This window comes from Rathayibacter sp. Leaf296 (genome assembly GCF_001423045.1).
GTDB lineage: Bacteria > Actinomycetota > Actinomycetes > Actinomycetales > Microbacteriaceae > Rathayibacter > Rathayibacter caricis.
Genome location: NZ_LMNR01000002.1, coordinates 909,946 through 935,016, shown reverse-complemented (window position 1 = coordinate 935,016; position 25,071 = coordinate 909,946). Strand labels below are relative to the sequence as shown.

Sequence of the window (25,071 nt, the reverse complement as noted above, 5' to 3'; positions counted from 1 at the left end):
TTCAGAAGAGGAGTCGCGGGCCGTTCGTGCGTCAGCCGATCGGAATGACATCGCCCGACAGTGAGCGGTCGATGAGCAGAGCCTGCTCGGCGGAGGGAGAACGCGATGCCGTCCCTGCGAGCGCGACCGCCGTACGACGACGCGGCCTCTTCGCGGGCGCCGACGGGAACACCGTCGAGTGCCGCCACCGGGCAGCGGTGCTCGATGCCCGGGCACTCGTCCACGGTCGAGCCGGGGATGGCGCGACGGGGGCTGGCCGGTGCCGTGCGTGCTGCGGGTCAGGACCCTGATCCGGACTCCTCCGGGATCTCGATCTGATCGGGGAGGAGCCACTCGACGAAGACCGCCGAGCCCACCGAGAACGCGGTCGACTCGGCGGTCGGGACGAGGACGTCGCCTTCAGAGCCGCTCGCGTAGCGCACCGTCGCTCGGGAGGTCCCTCCGCCGAACGCCACTCTCATCAGCGTGGCCTGAAGCACGTTGCGCGAGTCGGACGACGTGTTCTCGCGACGGAGTCGCATGTTCTCCGGGCGCACGATCACATGGAGAGGTCGAGACGGCGCGAGACCGCGAGAGGCGAGCCCGATCGGCCCCTCCGCCGTCTCGACCATGCCGCTGCCCGATTCCACCGTGCCGGTGAACACCGTCGATTCCCCGATGAACTCCGCGACGAAGAGGTTCTCCGGCCGCTGGTAGAGGTCCGCCGCGGTTCCCACTTGCTGGATCCTCCCCTCGTTGAACACCGCGATGCGGTCGCTGAGAGCGAGTGCCTCGTCCTGGTCGTGGGTGACGAACACGAAAGTCATGCCGAGCTCCTCGTGCATCCGCGAGATCTCCCGCTGCAGAACGGCTCGCAGACTCTTGTCGAGCGCGCCCAGTGGTTCGTCCATCAGGAGCGCCCGCGGTTCGTAGACGACCGCTCGGGCCAACGCGACCCGCTGCTGCTGACCACCCGAGAGCTGTGCCGGGTACCGGTCGGCGTACGAACGGAGGTGGACCGTGTCGAGCACTCGCCCGACGGCATCCGCCGTCTCGGCCTTCGATCTCCGGCGTTGCTTCAGCGGATAGGCGATGTTCTCCGCCACAGTCATGTGCGGGAAGAGCGCGTAGTGCTGGAAGACGACCCCGAGGTCCCGCCGGTGCGGCTTCAGACCGCTGACGTCGACATCGTCGATCAGGATGCTCCCGCTCTGCAACGGGGTGAAGCCGGCGATCGCCGACAGGGTCGTGGTCTTGCCCGACCCGCTCGGGCCCAGGAAGGTCATGAACTCTCCCGGCGCGATGTCGACGGAGACGTCGTCGAGCGCCGGACCGGTCGCGTGGGGGTAGCGCTTCGTGGCGTTGCGGACCGAGATGCCGTGTCGGGCGCCTGGCGGGTGGAGCGTACTCATGTGTTCCTCCGACGGGACGGGACGAGCTGGACGAGAAGGATGACCGCCGTCGTGAAGACGACGATGACCGACGAGGCGGCCGAGATGGTCGGGTCGATCTGGAAGGTGATGCTGTTGTACATCTGGACCGGCAGGGTCGAGATCCGCGGCGACTGCAGGAAGAGCGAGACCACCACCTCGTCGAAGGAGGTGACGAACGCGAAGACCAGGCCGGAGAGGACCCCCGGAGCGATGAGCGGCATCGTGACCGAGAAGAACACACGGCCCGGGGAGGCGCCGAGGCTCGAGGCGGCCACCGGCAGCCGGTCGTCGAAGCCGGCGAGGCTCGCCGAGACCGAGATGACGACGAACGGGATCGCCAGCACCGTGTGAGCGAGCACGAAGCCCCGGACATCACCGACCAGCCCGACCTGGAGGAAGACGACGTAGGTCGCGATGGCGATGACCACTCCGGGCACGATGACCGGCGCCAGGATGAGGCTTCTCGCCGCCCCCGCTCTGCGCCTGGACAGCCGTGCGATCCCGAGCGCGGCAGGAATGCCGAGGATCGTGGCCGCCACCGCTGAGATCACTCCGATCAGAACGGAGTTGCCCAGGGCGCTCATCCAGCGCGGCGAGGTGAAGAAGTTCTGGTACCAGCGGAGTGACCAGTCCGCGGGTGGGAAGGCGAACGTGGTGCCGGCGCTGAAGCTCATCGGGACGATCACGAGCGTCGGCAGGACGAGGAGGACGGCGACGATCGCGACCGCGGTTCGGAGTCCGACACCGACGCGCTCCTCGGAAGCTCGATCAGACACGGACCGCTCCTTTCAGCGCATCGGCGGGGCGGCCGAGACGACCGGACACGAGCACCACGACCAGTGTGAGGACGAGGAGGACCGCGCCCAGGGCGCCGCCGCCTGCGAAGTCGAGAGTGTTCTGGACGCGGGAGGCGATCACCTGCGAGACGAGCGCCTGCTGAGGCGAGCCGAGGAGAGCCGGAGTGATGTAGAACCCCAGGCACATGATGAAGACGAGCGTGAACCCCGACACGATTCCCGGAGCTGTCAGCGGCAGATAGATGCCTGTGAAGGCCTGCACTCGGGTGGCACCGAGACTGCGACCGGCCCTCATGAGCCGCCGGTCGATCCCGCTCATCGTGCTGTAGAGCGGCAGCACCATGTAGGGCAGGAGGACCTGCACCATCGCCACCACCACTCCGGACAGGGTGCCGAGCAGGACCACCCCGGGGATGCCGAGCGCCCGCAGGACGGATTCGATGAGTCCTCCCCGCTGCTCCAGCACGTACCAGGCGTAGTTGCGGGCGAGCAGGCTCGTCCAGAACGGGAGCAGCACGAGGATGGTCAGGATGCGGCGCGTGCGGGCTCCGACGAGGGTCATGGCGTAGGCGTACGGGAAGGCGAGGACGAGTGTCAGGCCGGTCACGAGGAGTGCGACGAGGAAGGTCCGCCCGAGGACAGGGAGCGAGACACCGTCGGTCGCGATCGCGACGTAGTTCTGCAGCCCGATCTGCGGATCGCTGACGCTCCGCCACACGATGACGACCAGTGGGACGAAGAACGCGAGCAGGAGCACGACTCCGGCGGGAAGCAGCTGCGGAAGCGTCCGTCTCATCGTTCGTCCTCTCCGTTGACGACTCCGGCGGCGATCAGCCGACCTGCCAGTTCGTGTAGCGGGTTGTCAGATCGTTCAGGTTCTCCGCCCACCACTGCGCATCGCTCCACACGAGGGCATCGGCCCTCTCGGGCGCGAACGCGTTCGCCGCCTGCTGCATCGCGGTGTAATCGACGACCACGTCCGGGTTCGCCGGCTGGACCGACATCTTCTCCGCCAGGGCCGCCGTCTGCTCGTCCTGGGTGGTCCACGCGATGAACTTCTGCGCCTCTGCGGCGTTCGGAGCGCCGACGGGGACGGTCAGCACGTCCCAGGTCACGATCGCCTGGTCCCACACGATCGAGAAAGGAGCGCCGTCCGCGAGCGAGAGCGACGCGCGGACGGTGGGAGCCAGGGTCATGGCGACCTGCTGGTCGGTCATGGCCTGCTGCATCTCGCCGTACGAGGTGGCGAAGACCAGGTCGCCCTTGATGGTGTCGAGCTTCGCGAACGCCCGGTCGAGGTCGAGAGGGTAGAGCTCGGCGGTGGGGACGCCGTCCGCGAGGAGAGCGAGCTCGATGAGCCCCTGATTGATCTCGGGAGGAACCATGCGCTTGCCGGGGTACTGGTCCGTGTCGAAGAACGCTTCGATCGAGTCGGGTTCCTCGGGGTAGGCGGTGTCATCGACCATGAAGAGCAGCGCGGTGAAGAAGGCGGGCACGCCGCAGTCCGTGACCGTCCCCTCAGGGAAGCGGCTGGTGTCGATGAGGTCGAAGTCCAGAGGCTGGATGTACACACCGCAGTACTGCCCAGCGGACTGTCCCGCCATCTCGACGACATCCCACGAGACCTGCTCCGACTCGACCATCGCCCGCAGCTTGGCTTCGTCGACGGTGTCGTTGAGGAAGGAGACGCCCGCCTCCTCGGAGTAGGGCTCCTGCCAGACCTCGATCTGCGAATCCTGGAACGCGCTCCCGTACGACACGAACGTCACCTCGTCTCCTGCGGACGCGGCGGTGCAGCTGCTGAGCACGGCGGCCGCAGCTATGCAGGCCGCCAGAGCGGGAATCGTCGATCTCTTCACAGTGTGATCCTTCTTCTCGTGGCCGGCGGGTATCGACGACCGATCTGCGGGTGGAGCTCTGGGACGTGCTGTCGGAGCGTCAGGCGTGGATCTCGGGCGCGTCGGCCTCTTCGCGCTCCGTGATCTCGAGACCGCAGTCGCGGAGCTCCTGCATGATCCGGTCCGCGGGGAAGGCCTCGGGGGAGTTGACTCCGGGGAGGCGGAGGATCCCGCTGCCGACGAGGAAGGCCCCGATGGCGGCAGTGCCGTGCGTCGCTGTCCACCGGTCGCTGCTCAGATAGGTCGCGCTGAGAATGCAGTGCGCGCCGCCTCTGATCCCGGACGCCACGACGCGCAGTCCGTCGACAGGACCGAGGTCGTCCTCCGCAGCGAGCACGCGCCGCCAGACATCGCTCGTGGTGAACGCGTCCGAGGTGAGGAACTCCCCGATGAAGATCTCCGGCGCGATCGCGCGACCGCCGACGACGAGCGGTGCCTCGCTGCCGAGCCCGGCATTGCCCAGCGTCGCCAGCAGCCGCGGGAAGGACTCCTCGGTGTAGCAGGCGCGGATGACGGCGCGTCGGATGCCGGGGAAGTACCGGTGGGCCAGCATCGGCTCGGGATGAGTGCACGTCGTGGCACTGGTGCGCCCGTACCGGCCCCAGTCGATCTCGATCTCCTGGGAGCCACCCGGGACGCTCACGATGTCCCCGTCGCGGATCATCTTGGCGTCCGGGCCGAACAGCTGGACGCGATGGCCCATCAGGTGAGGGGCGACTGTTCGGGTCGCGTTCACGAGATAGGTCCAGTGCAGCTCCTCGACCACGTCGAGCTGGTCGGCGAGGTGGCGACCCAGGATGTTGCTCATGCCGGGGGTGAACCCGAATCCCGTGACGGCCGTGATCCCGGCGGCTGCGGCGTCGTCCGACATCGCGAGGAAGTCGTCGACGACCTGCTCGTCGTCCAGCAGATCCACGTAGTTCACCCGGCTGCGGATCGCTGCCCGCAGTGCTGCCGGACCGGTGTAGCGGAACGGTCCCGCACAGTTGAGCACGACGTCGGGAGCGTGCTCCGCGAACGAGGCGGCGAGAGCGTCGGAGTCGAGCGCATCGACGCGGATCCCGATCGCCTTCTCACCCAGGCGAGCGGCCGCGGTCTCCGCGGCCTCCCGGGAGAGGTCGCCGAGCACGACCGCGTTGACCTCCGGTCGGCTCGCGAGCAGTCGCGCTGCTCGCGATCCCTGGAATCCAGCTCCGCCGAGGATGAGTACCTTCACGGTCGTGACCGCCTTTCCCTGTCGCTTGATGCTCTGAATCGAGCGCATCTAGAACACCATCGGGATGTATCCAGCGTGTTTCGTTCTCCATCTGGCTGAAGAGAATGCGGAATCGCGCTGCTATCGTGGCGATCGCTTCATTCCGGTGCAGGCCGGGACCCTGATTCTCGAACGGACGATCGATGCCGCAGAACCCGCAGAACGCCCTCGACCGCATCGACGAGCAGATCCTGTGGGAGCTGGTGCAGGACGCGCGCATCCAGAACAAGGACCTCGCGCAGCGATGCGGGATCGCCCCGTCCACCGTCGTGAACCGCATGCGGCGACTGCACGAGCTGGGCGCCCTCCGCGCCACCCACGCGCGCATCGACCTCGCCCAGGTGGGACTGCCGGTGCAGGCGATGATCTCGGTCAAGCTCCGGGCTCAAGCCCAGACCGAGGTGCGGCGCTACACCGACAAGGTCGTCGCGCTGCCGCACGTCGTCAACGTGTTCCACCTCGGGGGCGTCACGGACTTCCTCATCCACGTCGCCTGCGCGGACACCTCGCAGCTGCGCGACCTCGTCGCGATCAAGATCAGTGCCGACCCCGCTGTCGTCTCCACCCAGACGCACGTGCTGTTCGAGCACATCGCGGGGGCCGACCACATGGGTCGACTCGCGGGCTACGAGCAGATCAGAGAACCGATCGTCGCCGGGTAGGGCGCCTCCACCGATGCCGATGGGGGATCGGAGGAACGGCCTCGGACGGAGCGGAGGCGGCGGTCGGCGGACGCTCGGAACCGGGGGTCGATCGCTCCGGGTCGACCCGCGGTTCGGCGAGGACCGAGCTACACCGCTTCGAGGATGAGCGCGGATCCCTGGCCGCCGCCGCCGCAGATGGCCGCGGCGCCCAGCGCGCCGGAGCCGAGAACCTCGAGTCGACGCGCGAGGTGGCCGACGATCCGCGTCCCCGACGCTCCGATGGGATGGCCGAGGGCGATGGCTCCTCCGTGCGCGTTGACGACGGCGGTGTCGAAACCCGCGATGCGGGTCGAGTGCACGGCGACCGCCGCGAACGCCTCGTTGATCTCGATGGCCCGCAGCTCGCGGTGCGAGAAGGGGGTCCTCGCGAGGGCTGCGGTGATCGCGTTGATCGGCTGCGCGTGCAGCGACACGTCCGGGCCGGCCACCATCGCGTGGCCGCACACGCGGACGAGACCCCGGAGACCGCGAGCGAGAGCGGCGGCTTCGCTCATGAGGATCACGGCGGCAGCACCGTCGGTGATCTGAGAGGAGTTGCCGGCGGTGATCGTCCCCGATCCGCCGAACGCGGCTCGGAGGGAACCGAGGGACTCGACGGTCGTTCCCTCTCGCAGGCCGTCGTCCGCTGTCACGAGGCGATCGCCTCGCCTGTCCGGAACGGTGACGGGGACGATCTCGCCCGCCTGGAAGTCGAGGGAGGCCGCGAGGCGGGAGTGGGAGGCTGCGGCCCAGGCGTCCTGCTCGATCCTGTTCACCCGGAGTCGGCTGTTCCCCTCCTCCGTCGACGCTCCCATCGAGCGGTTCTCGAACGCGTCGGTCAGTCCGTCGAGCTCGAGTGTGTCGACCAGCTTCATCGCTCCGTAGCGCGCACCCGCTCGGGACCCCTGCAGGGCGTGGGGGGCCCGGGACATCGACTCCTGGCCGACGGCCACCACGACGTCGGCCTCGCCCGCGGTGATCAGCCGGGCGCCGGCGGCGACGGCCTCCATCCCCGAGAGGCAGACGGCGTTGAGGGTGATCGCGGGTGTGCGCAGAGGGATCCCCGCGCCGACGGCGGACTGGCGAGCGGGGTTCTGGCCCGCTGCCGCCTGCAGCACCTGGCCGGCGATCACCCTGTCGACCTCCTCGGCCCCGACTCCGGCGGCCTTCAGCGCGCCGGTGATCGCTGCCGAGCCGAGGGCGGTGGCGGGAAGGCCGGCGAACTGCCCGTTGTACTTGACGAAGGGAGTCCTCGCGTACCCGACGATGACGACGCTCATGCGCGAGCCTCCTCGAGCACGGCGGCCGGTACCGCGGTGGGGTCGAGATCGACGGTGAAGCCCGCTCCTGTCGCGGCGCGGAGCGCGTCGATGTCCTCCCCGGGGCACACGGCCCGCAGGACCAGCTCTCCCGCTACGACATCGAAGACCGCGCGGTCGCTGATGATGCGCTGAACGACGCCCACGCCGGTGAGGGGAAGATCGCAGCGCTGCACGATCTTCGGCGAGCCGTCCTTCGCCGAGTGCTCGGTCACGACGACCACACGCGGTGTGCCCGCGACGAGGTCCATCGCGCCGCCCATCCCCTTGACGAGCTTTCCGGGGATCATCCAGTTGGCCAGGTCTCCGCTGCCGGAGACCTGGAGCGCCCCGAGGATCGCCACCTGCACGTGTCCACCGCGGATCATGCCGAAGGACGTGGCGGAGTCGAAGCAGCTGCCCCCTGCCAGGAGGGTGACCGTCTGCTTGCCCGCGTTGATCAGGTCGGCGTCCTCCTCTCCTGCAATCGGGAAGGGGCCCATCCCGAGAAGGCCGTTCTCGCTCTGGAGCGTGACCCGCACGCCCTCGGGGAGGTGGTTCGCGACCAGGGTCGGGATCCCGATGCCCAGGTTCACGTACTCACCGTCGCGCAGCTCGGAGGCGGCGATCGCGGCCATCTCATCGCGTGTCCAGGTCATGCGTCTGCTCTCTCGTGGGTGTGCGGCTGGTCCTCGGGGTGGCGGACCGTCCGCTGCTCGATGTCCTTCTCCCGGGCCTGTGCGCGCACGAGACGCTGCACGTAGATGCCCGGGGTGACGACGACGTCGGGATCGAGGAATCCGTCCTCGAGGATCGTCTCCGCCTCGGCGATCGTGGTGACGCCAGCCGTGGCCACGAGCGGATTGAAGTTGCGCGCGGTGTAGCGGTAGACGAGGTTGCCTTCGGCGTCCGCGCAGTGGGCGTGGACGAGGGCGATGTCGGCCACGATCCCGCGTTCGAGGATGTGGGTGCGTCCGTCGAAGTCCGCGTGCGGCTTCCCTTCCGCCACGGGGGTGCCGACTCCGGTCCGGGTGTAGAACCCGGCGATGCCCGCGCCGCCGGCCCGCAGGCGTTCGGCGAGCGTGCCCTGCGGGACGAACTCGACCTCGAGGACGCCGTCGAGGAACTGGCGGGCGAACAGCTTGTTCTCGCCGACGTAGGAGGCCACGACCTTGCGGACCTGCCTGTTCTCGAGGAGCAGTCCGAGGCCCTTCCCGTCGATCCCCATGTTGTTGGAGACGATGGTCAGGTCGCTCGCTCCGGAATCGCGCAGAGCCTCGATGAGATCCGTCGGATTCCCGCTGAGGCCGAAGCCCCCGACCGCGATGGTGGCGCCGTCTCGGACGACGTCGTGCAGGGCCGACGCCGCATCGGATCGGATCTTCGCCATGGTTCCTCCTGGGGTGCTGGATCGGTGCTGTCAGTCGACGCGCAGATCGGTGCGCGCCGTTTCCGTGAAACGCCATGCGGCGAGGAGGACCACGGCACCGCACACCGCGAAGAACCCGGCGGGCGCGAGCTCGATCCCGGTGAGCTGGATCAGACCGGCGCAGATGAACGGCGCCGTTCCTCCCAGAAGAAGCTGCGCGATGTTCATCCCGAGGGCGATGCCGCTGTAGCGCACTTGAGCGGTGAGCATCTCGGCGAAAGAGGCGAACGCCGGCCCGATCGAGAGCGACACCGGAATCGCGAGGAGGATCTGCGCGGCGATGACGACGAGGAGGGACTCGCTGGCCATCATCACGAACGCGGGGACGGCGAACACGATCGCTGCCACTGCCGCTGCGAGGAAGAGCGGCCGACGCCCGTAGCGATCCGACAGACGGCCGGCGACGGGATTGAGGGCGCCGCCGACGACCAGGACGAGGCACGTCGAGGTGAAGGCCATCTGCGCGTCCTGCTGACCGACGGTCTGCATGTAGATCGGCGCGTAGACGTAGGCGACGTAGTAGCCGCCGGTGAGCAGGCCGGAGAGACCGGCGATGCGGAGGATGCTGCCCTTGAAGCTGCGGAAGAGCTCGCGCACGGGCACCTTCGCCACGGCACCGTCCTTCTTGAGCTCCGTGAACTGCGGGGTGTCCTCCATCTGCGAGCGGATCCAGATGCCGACGAACGCGAGGGGGAGGCTGACCAGGAACGGCAGGCGCCACGCCCCCTCCGCGACCTGCTCCGGAGTGAAGACCGTGTTCATGAGGAGGACGAGGAGCGCGGCCGTGAGCGAGCCGATGTTGACCCCGACGTTGACCAGGGACGTGAGGCCGGCGCGCTTCGCACTGGGCGCGGACTCCGCGACGAAGGCCGTCGCGCCACCGAGCTCGCCGCCCGCGGCCAGCCCCTGGAGGCAGCGCAGGAGGACCAGCAGGGTCGTCGCCCAGATGCCGAGCGTCGCGTAGGTGGGAAGCAGTCCGATGCCCAGCGTCGCGAGGCACATCAGCAGGATCGTCCACGTCAGGGCGCGCTTGCGGCCGAACCTGTCCCCGATGTGGCCGAAGAGGAGACCTCCGGGGATGCGGAGGAAGAACGCGACGGCGAAGGTCGCCAGTGTGCTGAGCAGCGCGGTCGCCGGGTCCTCCGAGGTGAAGAACAGCGCCGCGAGCACTGTGGCCATGTAGCCGTAGATGCCGAAGTCGTAGTACTCGACGACGGTTCCGACGATGCTCCCGCCGAGGACCTTCCGAAGAGGCTTGACGGTGCCGTCCGGAAGTCGGACGCCCTCGGTCGCGATCGTGATCGCCGGTGGCTTGCTCGATCGGGAAGTCATGAATCCTCCTTGATTCTGGCTTGCGACTGGGTTTCAGCCTGCTCGGCACCTGAGCGGGAACAGCGGGCCCGGCGTGAGCGATAAACGCACCTAACGTGCGAATATCGAAAGGCTAGGGCCACGTCCGAGGATCGTCAAGCGCGCGGCGAAGCGGTCCGTGCGAGCAGGCCGGCCGCGAAGCGGTCCTCCTCGACCGCGTCGCGGCACCGCGACGCCCGCAGCCGGACCGCAGAGGCGGGGCTGCTGGAGTGGCCGCTAGAGGGAGTGGAGGGCGAGGGTGTCGCCGACCGCCTGGGCCGCCCGGATCACGTGGCGGGCGATCTCCTCCTCGGCCCCGATTCCGAGCGCGACGACGCCGACCGAGGCGAACGCGAGACCGGAGGGGTGGGGGACGGGCGCCGCCACGCCCCACGCGCCGGACTGGATCTCGCCGTGACTGGCGACGTAGCCCTGCTGTCGACCGAGGGCGATCTCGGCGCGCTCGTCGGGGTGCAGCGGTCGGCCGGCGAGGATCGCCATGCCGGCGGCCCCGACGGTCGCCCGGTGGCGACGGCCGATGCGATAGGCGACGTGCATCTCGGCGTCCTGCGGCTCGACGATCGCGATGCTCACTGCATCGTCACCGTCGAGGATCGTCAGATGCGCGGTCGCCCCCGTGCTCTCGGCGAGCGATCGGAGGTGAGGTTGCGCGGCGGACTGCAGATCGGTGCGCAGGGATGCGGAGAGCTCCAGCACGCCCACGCCGACCCGGAACCGCCCGTCCTCGGACTGCCGGACCAGGGAGTGCTGCCCGAGGGTGAGGAGCAGGCGGTAGGCGACCGTGCGGTGCACGCCCGCTGCTCTCGAGATCTCGGTCATCGTGAGGCCGTCCGGATGCGCGGCCACGACCTTGAGGACGCGGATGCCGTTGTCGAGGGTCTTCGCGCCCTCGATCGCGCGGGTCGTTGAGGGTCCGACCTCGTCCGCCACGACTCACCTCCCGCTCCTACGCCGCTCTCGCCGCACCCGTCGAGTATTCCATCGCAAGAGGCGCCCCTCTTGACGGAGGAGCGGTAGTCGCTAGAGTAGAGCGATATCAGCACTTAGCGTGCGTTATCTGCTCTCCGACATCGAGGTTGCTGCACCATGGTCCGACCTGAGACGCGTCCCTCGCCCGCTCCCGACTCCTCGACCGTCGCCGCGGGCCTCTTCGATGCACTCGTCGACGACGCCGGCCTCTTCCCGCCCGAAGAACTCGACATGGGCGCGGCCGTCGCCCGGCACCGGCTCGACCAGCTGCAGGAGTCCCCGGTGCTGAGCCAGCGCTTCGTCCTGCCCTCCCGTCGCCTCCAGGAACTCCGCGACTCGCTCCACGAGGACGATCGGTTCGCCGTGTCGGTGATCGTCCCTCCGGATGCGAGCGCCGTCGCGGACGTGCTCTCCGTCACGGGGTCGGATCCTCGGCTCGCGCTCGTGGGCGTCGAGGTCGCCCTCCCGACGACGTGGCGATCCGATCCGGACGCGCTGACGCGGGCTCTGACGCCGGTCGGCGCGGACGTCCCTGTCTACGTCGAGATCCCCACCGGTCCGGACGCGGACGCCGCACTCGACCTCCTCGCTCGCCACGGCTGGTCCGCCAAGGTGCGGTGCGGCGGCGTCCGGGCGGAGCTGTTCCCGACGGCCGAGCAGCTGGCCTCCGCCCTCCTCGGCTGCGTGTCCCGAGGCGTCCCGCTCAAGGCGACCGCCGGCCTCCATCACGCCGTCCGATACCTCGATGGGGCCACGGGGTTCACCCACTTCGGCTTCCTCAACATCCTGCTCGCGGTCGGCCGAGCAGCGGCGGGTGCCGGGCAGGCAGCCGTCGTCGACGCCCTCGAGACCTCCGACCCGACCGAGCTGGTCGCTGCCCTGACGGGGCCCGTGCCCACCTCCCGGGCTCGGGACTTCTTCGTCTCCTACGGGAGCTGCAGCACCAGCGAGCCGCTCGAGGACCTCTCGGCCCTGAACCTGCTGACCCGGCCCTCCAGAAGCTGAGCGCCGCCCCGTGACCACGCCGTCCACGATTCCTACGAAGAAGTGAGAACCATGATCGAGTACATGACCGGCTTCGGCAACGGCTTCGAGACCGAAGCCCTCCCCGGTGCGCTGCCCATCGGGCACAACTCGCCCCAGAAGGTCGCCTACGGGCTCTACGCGGAGCAGTTGAGCGGATCCCCGTTCACCGCACCCCGGACGAACAACGAGCGCTCCTGGCTCTACCGCATCCGCCCCACGGTGCAGCACTGGGGCCGCTTCCGCAAGGTCGACGCCGGCCTCTGGAAGAGCGCTCCCGACACCGACGTCGAGGTGCCGATCGGTCCGATGCGGTGGGATCCGGTCGCGATCCCCGAGACACCCCTCTCCCTCATCGACGGAGGAGTCCACACCGTCACCACCGCCGGAGACGTCCTCACCCAGGCGGGGATGGCCAACCACCTCTACTTCTTCACCCGGTCGATGCGGGACGAGTACTTCTACAACGGCGACGGAGAGATGCTGTTCGTGCCCGAGTTCGGGCAGCTGCGTTTCTGGACCGAGTTCGGCATCATCGAGGTCGAGCCGGGGGAGATCGTCGTCATCCCGCGCGGCGTCAAGATGAGGATCGAGCTGATCGACGGGCCCGCGCGCGGCTACATCTGCGAGAACTACGGCGGCACTTTCACCCTGCCGGAGCGCGGCCCCATCGGCGCGAACTGCCTGGCCAACCCTCGCGATTTCCTCACCCCGGTCGCCGCCTACGAGGAGGTGGATGCTCCGTCGACGATGTACGTCAAGTGGGGAGGATCGATGTGGGTGACCGAGCTCGAGCACTCGCCGCTCGACGTGGTGGCCTGGCACGGGAACTACGCACCGTACAAGTACGACCTGCGCCGGTACTCGCCCGTCGGTCCGCTGCTCTTCGATCACGCCGACCCGTCGATCTTCACGGTCCTGACGGCGCCGTCCGAGACTCCCGGGACGGCCAACGTGGACTTCGTCGTCTTCCCGGATCGATGGATGGTGACCGAGAACACCTTCCGGCCGCCCTGGTACCACATGAACATCATGTCCGAGTTCATGGGACTGATCTACGGGGTCTACGACGCCAAGCCGCAGGGCTTCACTCCGGGCGGATTCAGTCTTCACAACTGCATGCAGCCGCACGGTCCCGACTCGGAGGCCTTCGAGGAGGCGAGCACCGTCGAACTGAAGCCGGTCAAACTCGAGGGCACGATGGCTTTCATGTTCGAGACGAGGTTCCCGCAGCGGGTGACGGCGTACGCGGCAGGCCTTCCCGGTCTGCAGCAGGAGTACGCCGACGTGTGGCGCGGACTGACCAAGCGCTTCACCGGTCGACTCCTCGACGATCCGACGAACGGACCCCGATGATCGCGGTGGGGGAGGCGGACCGCATCGCGGACGCCACCAACGACCCGCGGACGAGGAGCTGGGTGGCCGGAGCCGACGGGCATCCGGACTTCCCGCTGCAGAACCTGCCCTTCGGCGTGTTCAGTCCGAACGAGCCGGGAGCGGACACCGACCCTCGCGGCGGCATCCGCATCGGCGACCGCATCCTCGACCTGCGGGCCCTCGTCGGGACCGATCTGCTGACGGGACCCGCGCTCACCGGCGCGGACGCTGCGGCGGAAGGGACGCTGAACAGCTTCTTCGCGCTCGGTGCCGGTCCTCGCCGTGCATTGCGGGCGCGGGTGCACGACCTCCTCCGCGAAGGCGCTCCCGAGCGCGCCGCTGTCGAGCCGCTGCTCCGTGAGGCGGCGACCGTGACGATGCACCTGCCGGCGACCGTCGGCGACTACACCGACTTCTACGTGGGCATCCACCACGCCGAGACGGTCGGCTCGCTCTACCGGCCCGACAACCCTCTGCTCCCCAATTACAAGTGGGTCCCCATCGGCTATCACGGTCGAGCCAGCTCTATCCGGGTCAGTGGTGCGCCGTTCGTGCGGCCCCGGGGGCAGACGAAGCCGGCGACGGACTCCGCGCCCCGGTTCGCTCCCGCCGCGAAGCTCGACTTCGAGCTCGAGCTGGGCGTGTGGATCGGATCGGGGAACGCTCCGGGCGATCCCGTTCCGATCGGAGGCGCCGCGGAGCACGTCGCCGGTTTCTGCCTGCTCAACGACTGGTCCGCCCGTGACGTCCAGTCGTGGGAGTACCAGCCGCTGGGGCCGTTCCTCGCGAAGAACTTCGCGAGCACGGTCTCGGCGTGGGTCGTCACTCCCGAAGCGCTGGCTCCGTACCGGACGCCTGCACCGGCACGAGGTCCCGGCGATCCCGCGCCGCTGGCGTACCTCGCGGACCCGGCCGATCAACGCGAGGGCGGCCTCGACATCGAGCTCGAGGTGCTGATCAGCACGGCGTCGATGCGAGAGCAGGGCCTGCCTCCGCATTCCCTCTCGACGAGTTCGACGCGGCACATGTACTGGACGGTGGCGCAGATGATCGCGCATCACACCAGCGGAGGGTGCGACTTGCGCCCGGGCGACCTGCTGGGCACCGGAACCCTGTCCGCTCCCGATCCGTCCGGCGCGGGTAGCCTGCTCGAGCTCACGCACGACGGCGCGCGCGCCGTCGTGCTCCCGACCGGCGAGACCCGGACGTTCCTGCAGGACGGTGACGAGATCCTGCTGCAAGCAAGGGCGCACCGCGACGGCGCTCCCTCCATCGGGTTCGGCGAATGCCGCGCCGTCGTCCTACCCGCTCGCGCGGAGCCCACCTCCGGGACCTGACCCGCCGCCTGCATCGGCGAGCGGCCCCTGCACCGACGAAGACACCAGAACACCCACCGGTGATCACGACGCAGTCGTCCTCGATCACCCGATCCACCAGGAGAACACCATGACCGGCAAAGCCTTCGCCTCATCGGCGGATCTCGGCGAGAAGAAGCAGACCCTCGAAGTCCTCGCGGAGGGCGTGTACGCGCGGACCGCCGAGGGCGATCCGAACGTCGGAGCCATCGAGGGCGAGGACTTCGTCGTCGCCTTCGAGGCGCTCGCAACCCCGGCCGCCGCCTCCGAGTGGCTGGCGCAGCTGCGCGAGCACACGGACAAGCCCGTGAAGTACCTCGTGCTGTCGCACTACCACGCGGTCCGAGTGCTCGGAGCAGCAGCCTTCGACGCCGACGTGGTGATCGCCCACGACACGACCCGCGCGCTGATCCAGGAGCGCGGTCAGCAGGACTGGGAGAGCGAGTACGGTCGCATGCCGCGGCTCTTCAAGGAGCCCGAGACGATCCCCGGACTCACGTGGCCTGCGGCGACCTTCTCCGATTCTCTGACGATCCCCCTGGGCGGCTCCCGCGGGGACCTCGTCCTGCAGTTCTGCGGACGCGGCCACACGGCCGGCGACATCGTCGCCTGGCTGCCCGAGCAGAAGATCCTGTTCGCCGGAGATCTCGTTGAAGCGCAGGCGGCTCTGTACACGGGTGACGCCTTCCACAGCGACTGGGCGTCCGACACGCTCGACCGGGTGAAGGCGTTCGGTGCCGAGCAGCTGATCGGAGGTCGCGGGGCGATCGCGCGGGGTCGGGACGCCGTGGACGCGGCGGTCGAGCAGACCCGCGGATTCCTCGCGACGATGCTCGCCGAGGTAGGCACCGTGCACCGCCGCGGCGGCACGCTGCGTGAGGCGTTCGAAGCGACCCACGCGGCGCTCGCGCCGGAGTACGGGCAGTGGCCGATCTTCGAGCACTGCCTCCCCTTCGACGTCCAGCGGGTGTGGGACGAGTTCGACGGCATCGACTGGCCGCGGGTCTGGACCGCCGAACGCGACCGGGAGGTCTGGGACCGGCTCCAGCAGGTCTGATGGCGGAGCAGAGGGGCGTCGCCGCAGACCGCCGCACTCGTCGTGCGGCGGGTTCCCGCGGTCGTCGGCGGGGAGACGGAGGGGCGGGCGGCCCCGCATCGAGCGCCGTGCGTCCAGGGGAGCAATCCAAGCGATCCGTAGCGGCGTTCTGGTTCTCGGTGCTGCTCCTGCTCGTCAGTGTCGGCTCCTCGGCCGTGCCCTCTCCGCTGTACCCCATCTACGCGGCGATGTGGCGGCTCACTCCGATCCAGCTCACCGCAGCGTTCGCCGTCTACGTCGTCGCGCTCCTGCTCTCCCTCCTCGCGGCGGGGTCGCTCTCCGACTTCGTCGGCCGGAAGCCGGTGCTGATCGTGGGCGCTCTCGGAGCGGGCCTCTCGATGACGGTTCTCGCGTTCGCGGACGCGTACTCGATGCTGATGATCGGCCGGGCGCTCCAGGGCCTGTCCATCGGTGTGCTGATCGGCACTCTCGGTGCGACAATGCTGGACCACTCGCTCGCGAGTCGGCCGGCACTCGCGGCGGTGCTCAACGGAGTGACTCCGCCCGTGGCACTCGGCATCGGCGCGCTTTCGAGCGGGATCCTCGTCGAGTGGGGACCGGCGCCCGAACGGCTGATCTACCTGGTCTTCGGCTCCCTGCTGCTCGTCTTCGCGGCCCTGCTCTGCCTCATCCCGGAGACGGTCGAGCGCAAGCCCGGAGCGCTCCGGTCGCTCGTGCCGTCGATGCGAGTGCCCGCGACCTCGAGGCGGCTCCTCCGAGACGTCTCCGGCACGCTCGTCGCCAGCTGGGCACTCGCGGGGCTGTATCTCTCGCTGGTGCCGTCCCTTCTCTCAGAGGTGTTCCACCTCGACAGCCACTTCGCACCCGGGGCGACCATCGCGGTCTTCGCAGCGTGCGGCGGACTCACCGGATATCTCCTGAAGGAAGTGGACCCCCGCCGAGAGCAGATCCTCGGCCTCATCGCCCTCCTCATCGGTCCGATCGTCTCTGTGCTGTTCGTGATCACGGAGGGGCTGCCGGGGATGATCGTCGGCACCGTCATCGCGGGAATCGGCTTCGGCGCGGGTTTCCAATCGGGACTGCGGATGCTCCTGGCGACGGCGGCGCCCGAGCACCGTGCCGGACTGCTGGCGACCGTCTACGTCATCAGCTACCTCGCCTTCGGTCTCCCCAGCGTCATCGCCGGCATCGTCGAAGCTCGGACCGGGCTGGTCGTCGCGTTCACCGGCTACGGAGTCCTCGTCGTCGCGGCAGCAGCCGTCGCGCTGATCCTGCAGCTGGTCTCCCGGCACCCGGCCGAGTCCGCCGCTGCGGCGGCGGCTCGGGCTCACAAGTCCCGTGCCCGTTGATCGGCGCGCTGCGGGATCGCCTCCTGTGGCGCGCGCTGACAGGAGGGTCTACACTCGGCGACGAGGGCTCAGGCCCGAGAGGATTGTTACTGCTCCGCAGGCGAGACCTCTGTCACGACGATTGTCGTGACAGAGGTCTTTTTTGTTTGCGGGCGAGCGTGACCTCATTCCAAGGACGGAGAGGACAGACATGACCAGACAGACCGCCGACGACCAACTCGCTGGCTCCATCGGACGCCTCGTGGGCGGGCCGGACAATGTGAAATGGGTCGGATCCTGCACCACACGCCTCCGATTCGAGGTCCGCGACGAGAAGCGGGTCGACTTCGATGCCCTGAACACCACGACCGGCGTCCTCACCGCCGTGAGTGCCGGGGGACAGGTGCAGGTCGTCATCGGAACCCACGTCGACGACGTGCGTCGGGACCTGCTCCGAGAGCCCGAGTGGAGCCGCTTCGACGGCGAGACCGCCCCCGCTGCCGACGCGGCGTCCGGCGCACGGCGCACGCCGCTGGACGTCGCCTTCGATTTCCTCGGTGCGACGTTCCAGCCGATCATCCCCGTGATCACCGGCGCGGCACTGGTGCAGGTCATCTCCTTGCTGCTCACCCAGGCCGGCGTCCTCGAGGCCGGCAGCCCGACTGCAGCCGTGCTCTCCGCGACGGGGAACGCGGTCTTCTACTTCCTGCCGATCTTCGTGGCGTTCACCGCCACCCGACGGCTCGGAGCGAACCCGTTCGTCGGAGCGGCGATCGCGGCAGCGCTGCTCCACCCCGACTTCACCGCGATCGGGCAGACCGGTGACGTGGCGTCGGCCTTCGGCATCCCGCTGTTCATGTACAGCTACGCCAGCTCGATGTTCCCGGCTCTCTTGCTCTCGCTCGCCCTCGCCGGCCTCGATCGCCTGCTGAAGCGGGGGATCCCGAACGCACTGCAGCAGGTCGTCGTTCCGACGCTCGAGCTGCTGCTGCTGGTGCCGCTCACGGCACTGGTCTTCGGACCGGTCGGTGTGCTGATCGGCAACGGGATCGGTGCGGGGACCCAGTGGCTCTCAGCTGAGGCGCCGTTCCTGTTCTACCTGATCCTTCCGGTGCTGTGGATCCTCCTGGTGTCCTTCGGCATCCACTGGGCTCTCATCTCGATCGGACTGGCCGAGATCGCCGCGGGCGGCGGATCGCCGATCTTCGGTGCCGCGGTCGGCTACCAGTACGTCATCCTCGGTGTCGCGCTCGGGGTGCTCATCCGAGCGTTGCGCGACCGAGGCTCGGAGCGGAGCCTGCGCGACACAGCGGCGACCGCCGCTCTCGCGGTCGGGATCGGCGGCATCACTGAGCCCGCTGTGTACGGCATCGTGCTCCGGTACCGCCGCGTGCTCGTGATCGAGCTGGTCTCAGCGGCGGCCGTGGGCGTCGTGCTTGGCCTCTTCCAGTCGCAGATGGTCGGCTTCGCGCCCGCGCCCATCCTGGGACTGCCGCTGAACCAGCCCTTCGCCGGTGCGATCATCGCCTTCGCTGCGGGAGTCCTGCTGCCGATCGTGCTGCTGCAGGTGTTCGGGTACGAGAAGGCGCCGAGCCGAACGGCTGACGTCGCGTCCTCCACCGCTTCCGAGGTGAGGCCGGCCGTCGACACCGCAGGCTTCCAGGGAGTGGTCGATGCCGAGGCGTCTCCCGCCGAGGTCACGGTGTACTCGCCGGCACGGGGCACTGTCCTCCCGCTGGCGCAGACGGGCGACCCGATCTTCGCCGAGGGCCTCATCGGGCCCGGCGTCGGCCTGGTCCCCGCGGGTTCGCGCGTCGTCGCTCCGCTCGACGGCACCGTGATCGCCGCCCCGCCCAGCGGTCACGCGATCGGCCTGCGCACCGACGCCGGCCTCGAGCTCTTGGTCCACGTCGGCATCGACACGGTCAGGATGAACGGCGTGCCGTTCACGCTGCGCGTGGCAGCGGGTGACGTCGTCACGGCGGGGCAGGTGCTCGTGGAGTTCGACCGCGCCGCCATCGAGGCGGCGGGCTACTCGTTGACCACCCCGATCGTCGTCGCGAACGCCGCTTCCGATCAGAGGGTCGACGTCGTCGCCGACGGGACGGTCGAGGAGGGCCAGCCGCTCTACGTCGTGCGGACGGCCGCGCACTAGCGTGAGATCAGGATGGTCAGGGGTGCCGACCGTCGTCGGCGCCCCACGGAGAACCGCATGCGCACGATAAAGAAGATCCACAACAACAACATCGTCAGTGCCGTCGACGCCGACGGCAACGATGTCGTGCTCGTGGGCGCCGGAGTCGGGTATCTCGCGAGCAAGGGGACGGAGGTCGACGAGACGCGCGTGGAACGCGAATTCCACGGAACGGGACTCGCCATGAGCGGCTCGTTCAGGGTGCTGCTCGAAGTCCCGTTCCCGGTGCTCCGCGCCACGGCTCGAGTCAGCGAGATGCTTCGCACCCAGCACGGCATCCACGTCCCGCCGACCGTCGAGTTCGGTCTCGCCGATCACGTCTCCGCGGCGATCTCGCGGCTGCGGCTCGGCGTTCCCATCGCCAACCCGATGCTCTGGGAGACCAAGGCGACCTACCCGCAGGAGTTCGCGATGTCGCTGCAGGCGCTCGGGATCATCCAGGACGAACTCGGGCAGCGTCTGCCGCTCGACGAGGCGGGCTTCATCACGCTGCATCTCGCCAATGCCGGTCTCATCGGCGATCCCCACCGGGCGCTGACCCTCAGCGCCGCGATCCGAGAGATCGTCCTGATCCTCGAGGCCGACCTCGGCATCCGGATCGACGGGACGAGTCCGGGGAGCATCCGCTTCGTGAGCCACCTGAAGTTCCTGGTGCAGCGCGTCACGCGCACCACCACGTACGATCGCCCCCTCTCCGAGCACTTCGCTCAGCTCGGCCGTGATCATCCGCTCGTCCGCGCCTGCGCCGATCGCATCGCCGACTTCCTCGACCGCGCGCTCGGCGAACCGCTCAGCCGTGAAGAGCGGCTGTACCTCCTCGTGCACCTCCTCCGTCTGGTGGAGGAGAGCACTGCACCCACCTCTGACGGAAGGACCGGCGCATGAGCACTCTCCTCGTCCTCGCTGACGACATCGCCCTGAGTCGGGGGGTGACCCTCGGCGTTCTCGACGCACTGGATCGTGGCATCGTCCGGGCGACGGGACTCTTCGCCAATCGGCCCGACGCCGGTTTCGCCGCTGACCGTCTGCGTGAGCGCGACGGGATCGACGTCGGGATCGATCTCAACTTCGTCACCGGTCGCCCCCTGCTCCCGGCGTCCGAGGTGCCCGCGCTGGTCGACGCTCGGGGGATGTTCCGCTCGTCGGGCCGCCTCCGGCGGGAGTACCCGATCCGGTCCCAGGACGGGGTGTACCTGGAGTTCGAGACCGAGCCGTTCGATCTCGACCAGCTCCACGCCGAGGCCGTGGCGCAGGTGGAGCGGTTCCTCGCGCTCATGGGGCGGCCACCGGCCTACGTGCACCACCACTCGCTCGTGTCGCTCGGCAGCGATGCCGTGCTGCACGACGTCGCGAAGGCCTACGACCTCTTCGTGATCGACGACGCGTACCGGTACGACGTGCCTCAGGTGCCCAACACCTGGTACTCCAGCGACTTCCCGCTGTCCGTGCAGGCCGCCGCTGACCCCGTCGCAGCGTTCCTCGAGCTGGTGCCGCAGATCGCGGAGCAGGACGTCAGCGTCCTGATCACCCACCCGGGCTTCGTCGATGCGGAGCTGCTGGAGAGCAGCTCCTACTCGGTCATCCGGGCCAAGGACCACGAACTCGTCACCTCGCCCGTGGTCGTGTCGGCGCTCGTCGAAGCGGGGGTGGAGATCGGCGGGCTGTCCGCGCTCCTCGGGTGAGTCGAGCCGGGGCCGGTCACGACGGTCTCTTCCGCAGCTGGCCGCGATCTCCTCTCCTTCGCTCACCGTGCGCATGTTCGAGCTCCTCGGCGCGAGAAGACGGGGCTGCTTCCCCGAGGCCCGGGGAACGTGGGTTCTCCCGGAACCCGCGAAGCGACGTCGTCAGGCTCTGCCACTGCAGCAGTGCAGGCAGGAAGGGCAGCAGGACCGCATCAGCGGGTGACTCGAGGTCCGGGAGATCCGGCACGAACGCCACCGCGGCGCCGAGGGGGAGCAGCAGCACCGGGGGCGGGATGCGGCTCCGCTTCGACGCTGCAGTGGCGGTCGCGAGGGCGCGTCCGACGGCGACGACGAGTTCGGGTGCGAGCATCCGGCCGTTACCGTCGCTGGGCTGATCGAGCGATACCGTCGGCATCGCTCAGGGCCGGGTAGTCCAGATAGCCCTCCTCGCCGCCTCCGTAGAACGTGGCGCGGACAGGCTCGTTCAGGGGTGCGTCGGCGAGGAGGCGATCCGGAAGATCGGGGTTGGCGAGGAAGAGGCGTCCGAAGGCGACAGCATCCGCCGATCCGGAGCGGAGCGCCTCGTCGGCGCTGGCCCGGGTGTGCCCACCGGCGCTGATGATGCCACCCGCGTAGCGGGCCCGGAACCACTGCGTGCTGAGGACGTCCGTCGACTCCGCTCGCAGCGCGCCGTCGCCGACGACGCCCGGCTCGAGGATGTGCAGGTACGCGAGTCCGAGCGGTGCGAGCTGCTCGAGCAGTCTGGTGAAGACGGCGGGACGCTCGTCATCCGCCATGTCGTTGAAGGAGCTCGACGGCGACAGGCGCAGTCCGGTCCGATCGGCGCCGACCTCGGCGAGGACGGCGCGGACGACCTCGACGGCGAAACGGGTTCGTGCTGAGGGGGAGCCGCCCCACTGGTCGCTGCGAGCGTTCGAGGAGGCGTGCAGGAACTGGTCGATCAGGTATCCGTTGGCCCCGTGGAGCTCGACGCCGTCGAATCCGGCCTGGAGGGCGAGGCGGGCAGACGTGACGTACTCGCTGATGAGGTGGTGGATCTCGTCCTCGTCGAGCGCTCGCGGAACGGCGTGGTCGGAACGACGCTCGGCGGCGAAGATCTTGAAGCTGCTGGCGATCGCGGACGGCCCGACGGGCTGTCTGCCGTCAGGGACGAGCGACGGGTGCGAGGCGCGTCCGACGTGCCAGAGCTGTGCGACGATCTGACCGCCCTCCTCATGGACTGCGTCGGTGACTGCGCGCCACGCGTCGACCTGGGCGCCGTTCCAGAGGCCGGGGATCCCGGGCCCGCCGACACCGTACGGATTGATGGCGACGCCTTCGGAGACGATCAGCCCGGCCCCGGCGCGCTGGCGGTAGTAGGCAGGCGCGGACGGCTGGATGACCGCGTCGACCGACGCGCGACTCCGGGTCATCGGGGCCATCACGAAGCGGTTGGACAAGGTCAACGCGCCGAGCGCGACGGATGAGTTCAGGGGTGCCATGACGATCTCTCTCGGGGGCTGTGGACGTTCGGGAGGGGGTGCTGCGGAGACACGGCGCGGATCCGTCCGCGGGTGTCAGCGGGCAGCGGCTTCCTGCCGTTCGACGGTCTCCGCCGCTTCGGCCTCCACCGGGTCGGAGGAGCGGAGCTGCAGGATCAGCGCGACGAGCGCGGCGGCGACGACGAGGACGCCGTACCCGGTGAAGGCGGCGACGAGGCCGGTGTACGGGTCGACGATGCCGGCGACGACACTCGGCAGTCCGAAGGCGAGGTAGCTGATGACGTAGATCGTCGAGAGCAGGCCGGCGCGGTGCTCGGACGCCGCGGTCGCGAGGAGCATCCGCAACCCCGATTGGAAGCCGGCCCCGAATCCGATGCCGGCGATCGCCGTGCCGACGATCACCCCGGGAAGACCGCCCGAGAGGACGGAGATCACGGAGACGACGGGACCGACGATGAGGGCGACGAGACCGATGATCAGCTCTCGGCGCGGGTCCATCCGCTGCAGCGCGAAGCCGGTGACCGCTCCGCAGCCGGCGAAGACCGCGATCACTCCGCCGGCCGCGAAGTGGCTGTGGACGTCGAACACCCCGGTCAGCAGGGACGGGACCAGGGAGAGGTACAGCCCGGCGAGCGCCCAGCTGGCGATCAGTGCGCCGGACACGTCGCGGAGCAGCCGCTGGGAATCCGCGGGCACAGCCATCGTCGGCACGAGCGAGCGGACGGCTCCGGGCTGCCGTTCGACGGTCTCGGGGATGAGGAGCAGCAGAACGGCGACGACGAGCAGCGACGCGCCGAACACGATGTAGATCAGCTGCTCCGGAGCAGGCGCCCACTCGACGAGGACGCCGCTGGAGAGCGCCCCCGCACCGAGCGCGGTCGGCGGTGTCACCCCGTTGAGCACCCCGGCCAGAGCCGGTCGACGCTCGAGGGAGTGATCCAGCAGGGTCGCGCCGAGGGTGCCGAGGAGCAACCCGACCGAGAGCCCCTGAACGGCGCGACCGATCATGAGGGCCGCGTACCCGTCGGCGAGGACGAAGATCACCATCGAGAGGACCGCGCCCAGCGTGCCGACGATCAGTACCGGCTTCCGCCCGACGAAGTCGGAGAGCGATCCGGCGCACAGCAGCGCCAGCAGCAGCCCGACGACGTAGACGGCGAACGCGCCGGTGAGCAAGAGCGGCGAGAGGTTCCAGGTTGCGGCGTACACCGGGTACAGCGGCGACGGCAGTGCGGAGGATCCGACGCTGAGCAGGAGCAGCACCACCGTGAACCAGAACGCAGCGACGGACCGAGTGGACTGGGTCATCAGCGGTTCGGGATCTGCTCGAGCACAGTGCGCAGGTCGGTCTCACCGTCGACGACGTTGAGGACTCGTCGCGTCGCGAGGGTGCTGGTCGCGAGAGTCGAGAGGAGCGCCGCGACGTTCCCGCGGCTGGTGGTGCCGCTCTGGATGCCGTCGCCGACCGCGACGCGGCCCGTCGCGTCGTCGTCGTTCAGGACGCCGGGACGGAGGATCGTCCACAGCAGCTCCGAGCTGCGGAGCGCGGTGTCGGCGGCGTGCTTGGCCTGCTGGTACGGCTTCATGCCCGGGTCGTCGTTCACGCTGTCCGGGTCGTCCGCGTGCAGGTAGGACACGAGGAGGAGCCGCGCGACACCGGCGCGCTCGGCGGCGGCGATGGTCGTCATCGCGCCGTCGCGGTCCACCGCGAAGGTCGCCTCGGGGCCCTGCTTCCCACCGGCGCCCGCGGCGAAGACGACGGCGTCCGAACCGGAGACGACGTCGACGAGCTCGTCCGTGCTCGCAGACGCGATGTCGAGGACGACCGGTTCGGCGCCCGCGGCGCGGATGTCGTCGGCCTGATCAGGGTTCCGGATGACGGAGCGGACGGTGTGACCGCCGGCCGTGAGGTCCTTGCTGGCGAGGAGGGCGATCTTGCCGTGCCCTCCGACGATGACGATGGTGCTCATGATGTCCTTCTCTGCGCTCGGGGTCCGATGGAGGTGCCGGCTCGCCGTTGCGCCGAAGAAAGGGGTCGTTCAGAGGACGTCGATCTCGTGGAGGTTCGCGATCGCCATGCCCCCGAAGAAGCTCGAGCCGTCGACACGGGTGCTGATGCCGGCCTCGGAGGCCCACGCGGCTTCGGCGTCGCCCCTGGTGTCGAACCAGAGCTCGGCGATCCCGTCGACCGGGGAATCCGGGTAGACGCGCCTGTCGATCGGGTTGATGACGTAGCGCCGGAGACCCGGCAGCTGCTTGGCGAGATCGGCGTGGGTGCCGCGCCAGTACGCGACGAATTCGTCGTACGAGAGCTCCGGACGCTTGGTCACGAGGCCGACGTGCTTGTACATCGTGGGCACGGCTTCCCTTTCTGACAGGTGTCAGATATCGACTGTACACGGGATCCTGATTTTCTGACATCTGTCCGATTGAGTAGACTC

At 69.1% G+C, this 25,071-nt stretch carries 23 protein-coding genes; 9 read left to right on the top strand and 14 right to left on the bottom strand.

What is annotated here, in order from left to right; all coding sequences use genetic code 11:
• Positions 1-278 precede the first annotated feature (278 nt).
• The 5 genes from ASF46_RS14555 to ASF46_RS14535 form a co-directional block, all read right to left on the bottom strand.
• A complete protein-coding gene (locus ASF46_RS14555) occupies positions 279-1,391 on the bottom strand; it encodes an ABC transporter ATP-binding protein (protein WP_056868222.1) in 1,113 nt (370 codons plus the stop codon).
• Positions 1,388-2,188: an ABC transporter permease gene (locus ASF46_RS14550; RefSeq protein ID WP_056868221.1), complete on the bottom strand. Its 801-nt coding sequence runs from the start codon at positions 2,186-2,188 to the stop codon at positions 1,388-1,390. Before ASF46_RS14550 ends, ASF46_RS14555 begins: the two co-directional genes overlap by 4 nt.
• Positions 2,181-3,005 carry an ABC transporter permease gene (locus ASF46_RS14545; RefSeq protein ID WP_056868220.1) on the bottom strand — a complete coding sequence of 275 codons (825 nt, stop codon included), beginning with the start codon at positions 3,003-3,005 and terminating at the stop codon, positions 2,181-2,183. Before ASF46_RS14545 ends, ASF46_RS14550 begins: the two co-directional genes overlap by 8 nt.
• Before the next feature lie 34 nt (positions 3,006-3,039).
• The gene (locus ASF46_RS14540) at positions 3,040-4,068 is read right to left on the bottom strand and encodes an extracellular solute-binding protein (RefSeq protein WP_157602552.1); all 1,029 of its coding nucleotides are present in this window, start codon (positions 4,066-4,068) and stop codon (positions 3,040-3,042) included.
• 79 nt (positions 4,069-4,147) lie between these two features.
• Positions 4,148-5,323, bottom strand: coding sequence for a saccharopine dehydrogenase NADP-binding domain-containing protein (locus ASF46_RS14535; RefSeq protein ID WP_162240187.1), 1,176 nt, complete (start codon positions 5,321-5,323; stop codon positions 4,148-4,150).
• A gap of 182 nt (positions 5,324-5,505) precedes the next feature.
• On the opposite strand from ASF46_RS14535, the gene ASF46_RS14530 reads away from it, so the two are divergent.
• Positions 5,506-6,024 carry an Lrp/AsnC family transcriptional regulator gene (locus ASF46_RS14530; RefSeq protein ID WP_056868217.1) on the top strand — a complete coding sequence of 173 codons (519 nt, stop codon included), beginning with the start codon at positions 5,506-5,508 and terminating at the stop codon, positions 6,022-6,024.
• A 128-nt stretch (positions 6,025-6,152) separates the two neighbouring features.
• Here the strand turns inward: ASF46_RS14530 and ASF46_RS14525 are convergent, their stop codons facing one another.
• From ASF46_RS14525 to ASF46_RS14505, 5 genes are all read right to left on the bottom strand, one after another.
• Positions 6,153-7,325: an acetyl-CoA C-acyltransferase gene (locus ASF46_RS14525; protein ID WP_056868216.1), complete on the bottom strand. Its 1,173-nt coding sequence runs from the start codon at positions 7,323-7,325 to the stop codon at positions 6,153-6,155.
• Positions 7,322-8,002, bottom strand: coding sequence for a 3-oxoacid CoA-transferase subunit B (locus tag ASF46_RS14520; protein ID WP_056868215.1), 681 nt, complete (start codon positions 8,000-8,002; stop codon positions 7,322-7,324). Before ASF46_RS14520 ends, ASF46_RS14525 begins: the two co-directional genes overlap by 4 nt.
• Positions 7,999-8,733 (bottom strand): CoA transferase subunit A, encoded by a 735-nt coding sequence (locus ASF46_RS14515; protein WP_056868214.1) that lies wholly within the window; start codon positions 8,731-8,733, stop codon positions 7,999-8,001. Before ASF46_RS14515 ends, ASF46_RS14520 begins: the two co-directional genes overlap by 4 nt.
• Before the next feature lie 30 nt (positions 8,734-8,763).
• Entirely contained in the window at positions 8,764-10,104 is a 1,341-nt protein-coding gene (locus ASF46_RS14510; RefSeq protein ID WP_082485520.1) for an MFS transporter, read from the bottom strand.
• A gap of 255 nt (positions 10,105-10,359) precedes the next feature.
• Positions 10,360-11,073 carry an IclR family transcriptional regulator gene (locus tag ASF46_RS14505; RefSeq protein WP_200919718.1) on the bottom strand — a complete coding sequence of 238 codons (714 nt, stop codon included), beginning with the start codon at positions 11,071-11,073 and terminating at the stop codon, positions 10,360-10,362.
• Between the two features lie 156 nt (positions 11,074-11,229).
• On the opposite strand from ASF46_RS14505, the gene ASF46_RS14500 reads away from it, so the two are divergent.
• The 8 genes from ASF46_RS14500 to ASF46_RS14465 all read left to right on the top strand — a co-directional run bounded on the left by ASF46_RS14500 (position 11,230) and on the right by ASF46_RS14465 (position 21,128).
• Positions 11,230-12,117: a hypothetical protein gene (locus ASF46_RS14500; RefSeq protein ID WP_056868213.1), complete on the top strand. Its 888-nt coding sequence runs from the start codon at positions 11,230-11,232 to the stop codon at positions 12,115-12,117.
• A 51-nt stretch (positions 12,118-12,168) separates the two neighbouring features.
• Positions 12,169-13,491: a homogentisate 1,2-dioxygenase gene (hmgA, locus tag ASF46_RS14495; protein ID WP_056868212.1), complete on the top strand. Its 1,323-nt coding sequence runs from the start codon at positions 12,169-12,171 to the stop codon at positions 13,489-13,491.
• The gene (gene fahA, locus ASF46_RS14490; protein ID WP_056868211.1) at positions 13,488-14,849 is read left to right on the top strand and encodes a fumarylacetoacetase; all 1,362 of its coding nucleotides are present in this window, start codon (positions 13,488-13,490) and stop codon (positions 14,847-14,849) included. Before hmgA ends, fahA begins: the two co-directional genes overlap by 4 nt.
• Before the next feature lie 109 nt (positions 14,850-14,958).
• The gene (locus tag ASF46_RS14485; protein WP_056868210.1) at positions 14,959-15,924 is read left to right on the top strand and encodes an MBL fold metallo-hydrolase; all 966 of its coding nucleotides are present in this window, start codon (positions 14,959-14,961) and stop codon (positions 15,922-15,924) included.
• A gap of 107 nt (positions 15,925-16,031) precedes the next feature.
• A complete protein-coding gene (locus tag ASF46_RS14480; protein ID WP_056868209.1) occupies positions 16,032-17,273 on the top strand; it encodes an MFS transporter in 1,242 nt (413 codons plus the stop codon).
• Positions 17,274-17,463: 190 nt separating this feature from the next.
• Positions 17,464-19,407: a glucose PTS transporter subunit IIA gene (locus ASF46_RS14475; RefSeq protein ID WP_056868208.1), complete on the top strand. Its 1,944-nt coding sequence runs from the start codon at positions 17,464-17,466 to the stop codon at positions 19,405-19,407.
• A gap of 57 nt (positions 19,408-19,464) precedes the next feature.
• Positions 19,465-20,331 carry a PRD domain-containing protein gene (locus tag ASF46_RS14470; RefSeq protein ID WP_056868207.1) on the top strand — a complete coding sequence of 289 codons (867 nt, stop codon included), beginning with the start codon at positions 19,465-19,467 and terminating at the stop codon, positions 20,329-20,331.
• Positions 20,328-21,128 carry a ChbG/HpnK family deacetylase gene (locus ASF46_RS14465; protein WP_056868206.1) on the top strand — a complete coding sequence of 267 codons (801 nt, stop codon included), beginning with the start codon at positions 20,328-20,330 and terminating at the stop codon, positions 21,126-21,128. Before ASF46_RS14470 ends, ASF46_RS14465 begins: the two co-directional genes overlap by 4 nt.
• 377 nt (positions 21,129-21,505) lie before the next feature.
• Here the strand turns inward: ASF46_RS14465 and ASF46_RS14460 are convergent, their stop codons facing one another.
• From ASF46_RS14460 to ASF46_RS14445, 4 genes are all read right to left on the bottom strand, one after another.
• Positions 21,506-22,630, bottom strand: a complete 1,125-nt coding sequence (locus tag ASF46_RS14460; RefSeq protein WP_056868205.1) for an alkene reductase — start codon at positions 22,628-22,630, stop codon at positions 21,506-21,508.
• Positions 22,631-22,705: 75 nt separating this feature from the next.
• Complete coding sequence (locus tag ASF46_RS14455) at positions 22,706-23,938, bottom strand: MFS transporter (protein ID WP_056868204.1); 1,233 nt, start codon at positions 23,936-23,938, stop codon at positions 22,706-22,708.
• Positions 23,938-24,600, bottom strand: coding sequence for an SDR family oxidoreductase (locus ASF46_RS14450; RefSeq protein ID WP_056868203.1), 663 nt, complete (start codon positions 24,598-24,600; stop codon positions 23,938-23,940). The genes ASF46_RS14455 and ASF46_RS14450 overlap by 1 nt, the downstream gene beginning before the upstream one ends.
• Before the next feature lie 69 nt (positions 24,601-24,669).
• On the bottom strand, positions 24,670-24,981 hold the full coding sequence (locus ASF46_RS14445; RefSeq protein ID WP_056868202.1) for an EthD family reductase: 312 nt from the start codon (positions 24,979-24,981) through the stop codon (positions 24,670-24,672).
• Positions 24,982-25,071: the final 90 nt, after the last annotated feature.

What these genes read in the sequence shown, in the direction of transcription:
- ASF46_RS14555 (WP_056868222.1), bottom strand. Translation starts at nt 1,391, where the DNA reads ATGAGTACGCTCCACCCGCCAGGCGCCCGACACGGCATCTCGGTCCGC.
- ASF46_RS14545 (WP_056868220.1), bottom strand. Translation starts at nt 3,005, where the DNA reads ATGAGACGGACGCTTCCGCAGCTGCTTCCCGCCGGAGTCGTGCTCCTG.
- ASF46_RS14530 (WP_056868217.1), top strand. Translation starts at nt 5,506, where the DNA reads ATGCCGCAGAACCCGCAGAACGCCCTCGACCGCATCGACGAGCAGATC.
- ASF46_RS14525 (WP_056868216.1), bottom strand. Translation starts at nt 7,325, where the DNA reads ATGAGCGTCGTCATCGTCGGGTACGCGAGGACTCCCTTCGTCAAGTAC.
- ASF46_RS14520 (WP_056868215.1), bottom strand. Translation starts at nt 8,002, where the DNA reads ATGACCTGGACACGCGATGAGATGGCCGCGATCGCCGCCTCCGAGCTG.
- ASF46_RS14515 (WP_056868214.1), bottom strand. Translation starts at nt 8,733, where the DNA reads ATGGCGAAGATCCGATCCGATGCGGCGTCGGCCCTGCACGACGTCGTC.
- ASF46_RS14510 (WP_082485520.1), bottom strand. Translation starts at nt 10,104, where the DNA reads ATGACTTCCCGATCGAGCAAGCCACCGGCGATCACGATCGCGACCGAG.
- ASF46_RS14500 (WP_056868213.1), top strand. Translation starts at nt 11,230, where the DNA reads ATGGTCCGACCTGAGACGCGTCCCTCGCCCGCTCCCGACTCCTCGACC.
- hmgA (WP_056868212.1), top strand. Translation starts at nt 12,169, where the DNA reads ATGATCGAGTACATGACCGGCTTCGGCAACGGCTTCGAGACCGAAGCC.
- fahA (WP_056868211.1), top strand. Translation starts at nt 13,488, where the DNA reads ATGATCGCGGTGGGGGAGGCGGACCGCATCGCGGACGCCACCAACGAC.
- ASF46_RS14485 (WP_056868210.1), top strand. Translation starts at nt 14,959, where the DNA reads ATGACCGGCAAAGCCTTCGCCTCATCGGCGGATCTCGGCGAGAAGAAG.
- ASF46_RS14475 (WP_056868208.1), top strand. Translation starts at nt 17,464, where the DNA reads ATGACCAGACAGACCGCCGACGACCAACTCGCTGGCTCCATCGGACGC.
- ASF46_RS14470 (WP_056868207.1), top strand. Translation starts at nt 19,465, where the DNA reads ATGCGCACGATAAAGAAGATCCACAACAACAACATCGTCAGTGCCGTC.
- ASF46_RS14465 (WP_056868206.1), top strand. Translation starts at nt 20,328, where the DNA reads ATGAGCACTCTCCTCGTCCTCGCTGACGACATCGCCCTGAGTCGGGGG.
- ASF46_RS14460 (WP_056868205.1), bottom strand. Translation starts at nt 22,630, where the DNA reads ATGGCACCCCTGAACTCATCCGTCGCGCTCGGCGCGTTGACCTTGTCC.
- ASF46_RS14455 (WP_056868204.1), bottom strand. Translation starts at nt 23,938, where the DNA reads ATGACCCAGTCCACTCGGTCCGTCGCTGCGTTCTGGTTCACGGTGGTG.
- ASF46_RS14450 (WP_056868203.1), bottom strand. Translation starts at nt 24,600, where the DNA reads ATGAGCACCATCGTCATCGTCGGAGGGCACGGCAAGATCGCCCTCCTC.
- ASF46_RS14445 (WP_056868202.1), bottom strand. Translation starts at nt 24,981, where the DNA reads ATGTACAAGCACGTCGGCCTCGTGACCAAGCGTCCGGAGCTCTCGTAC.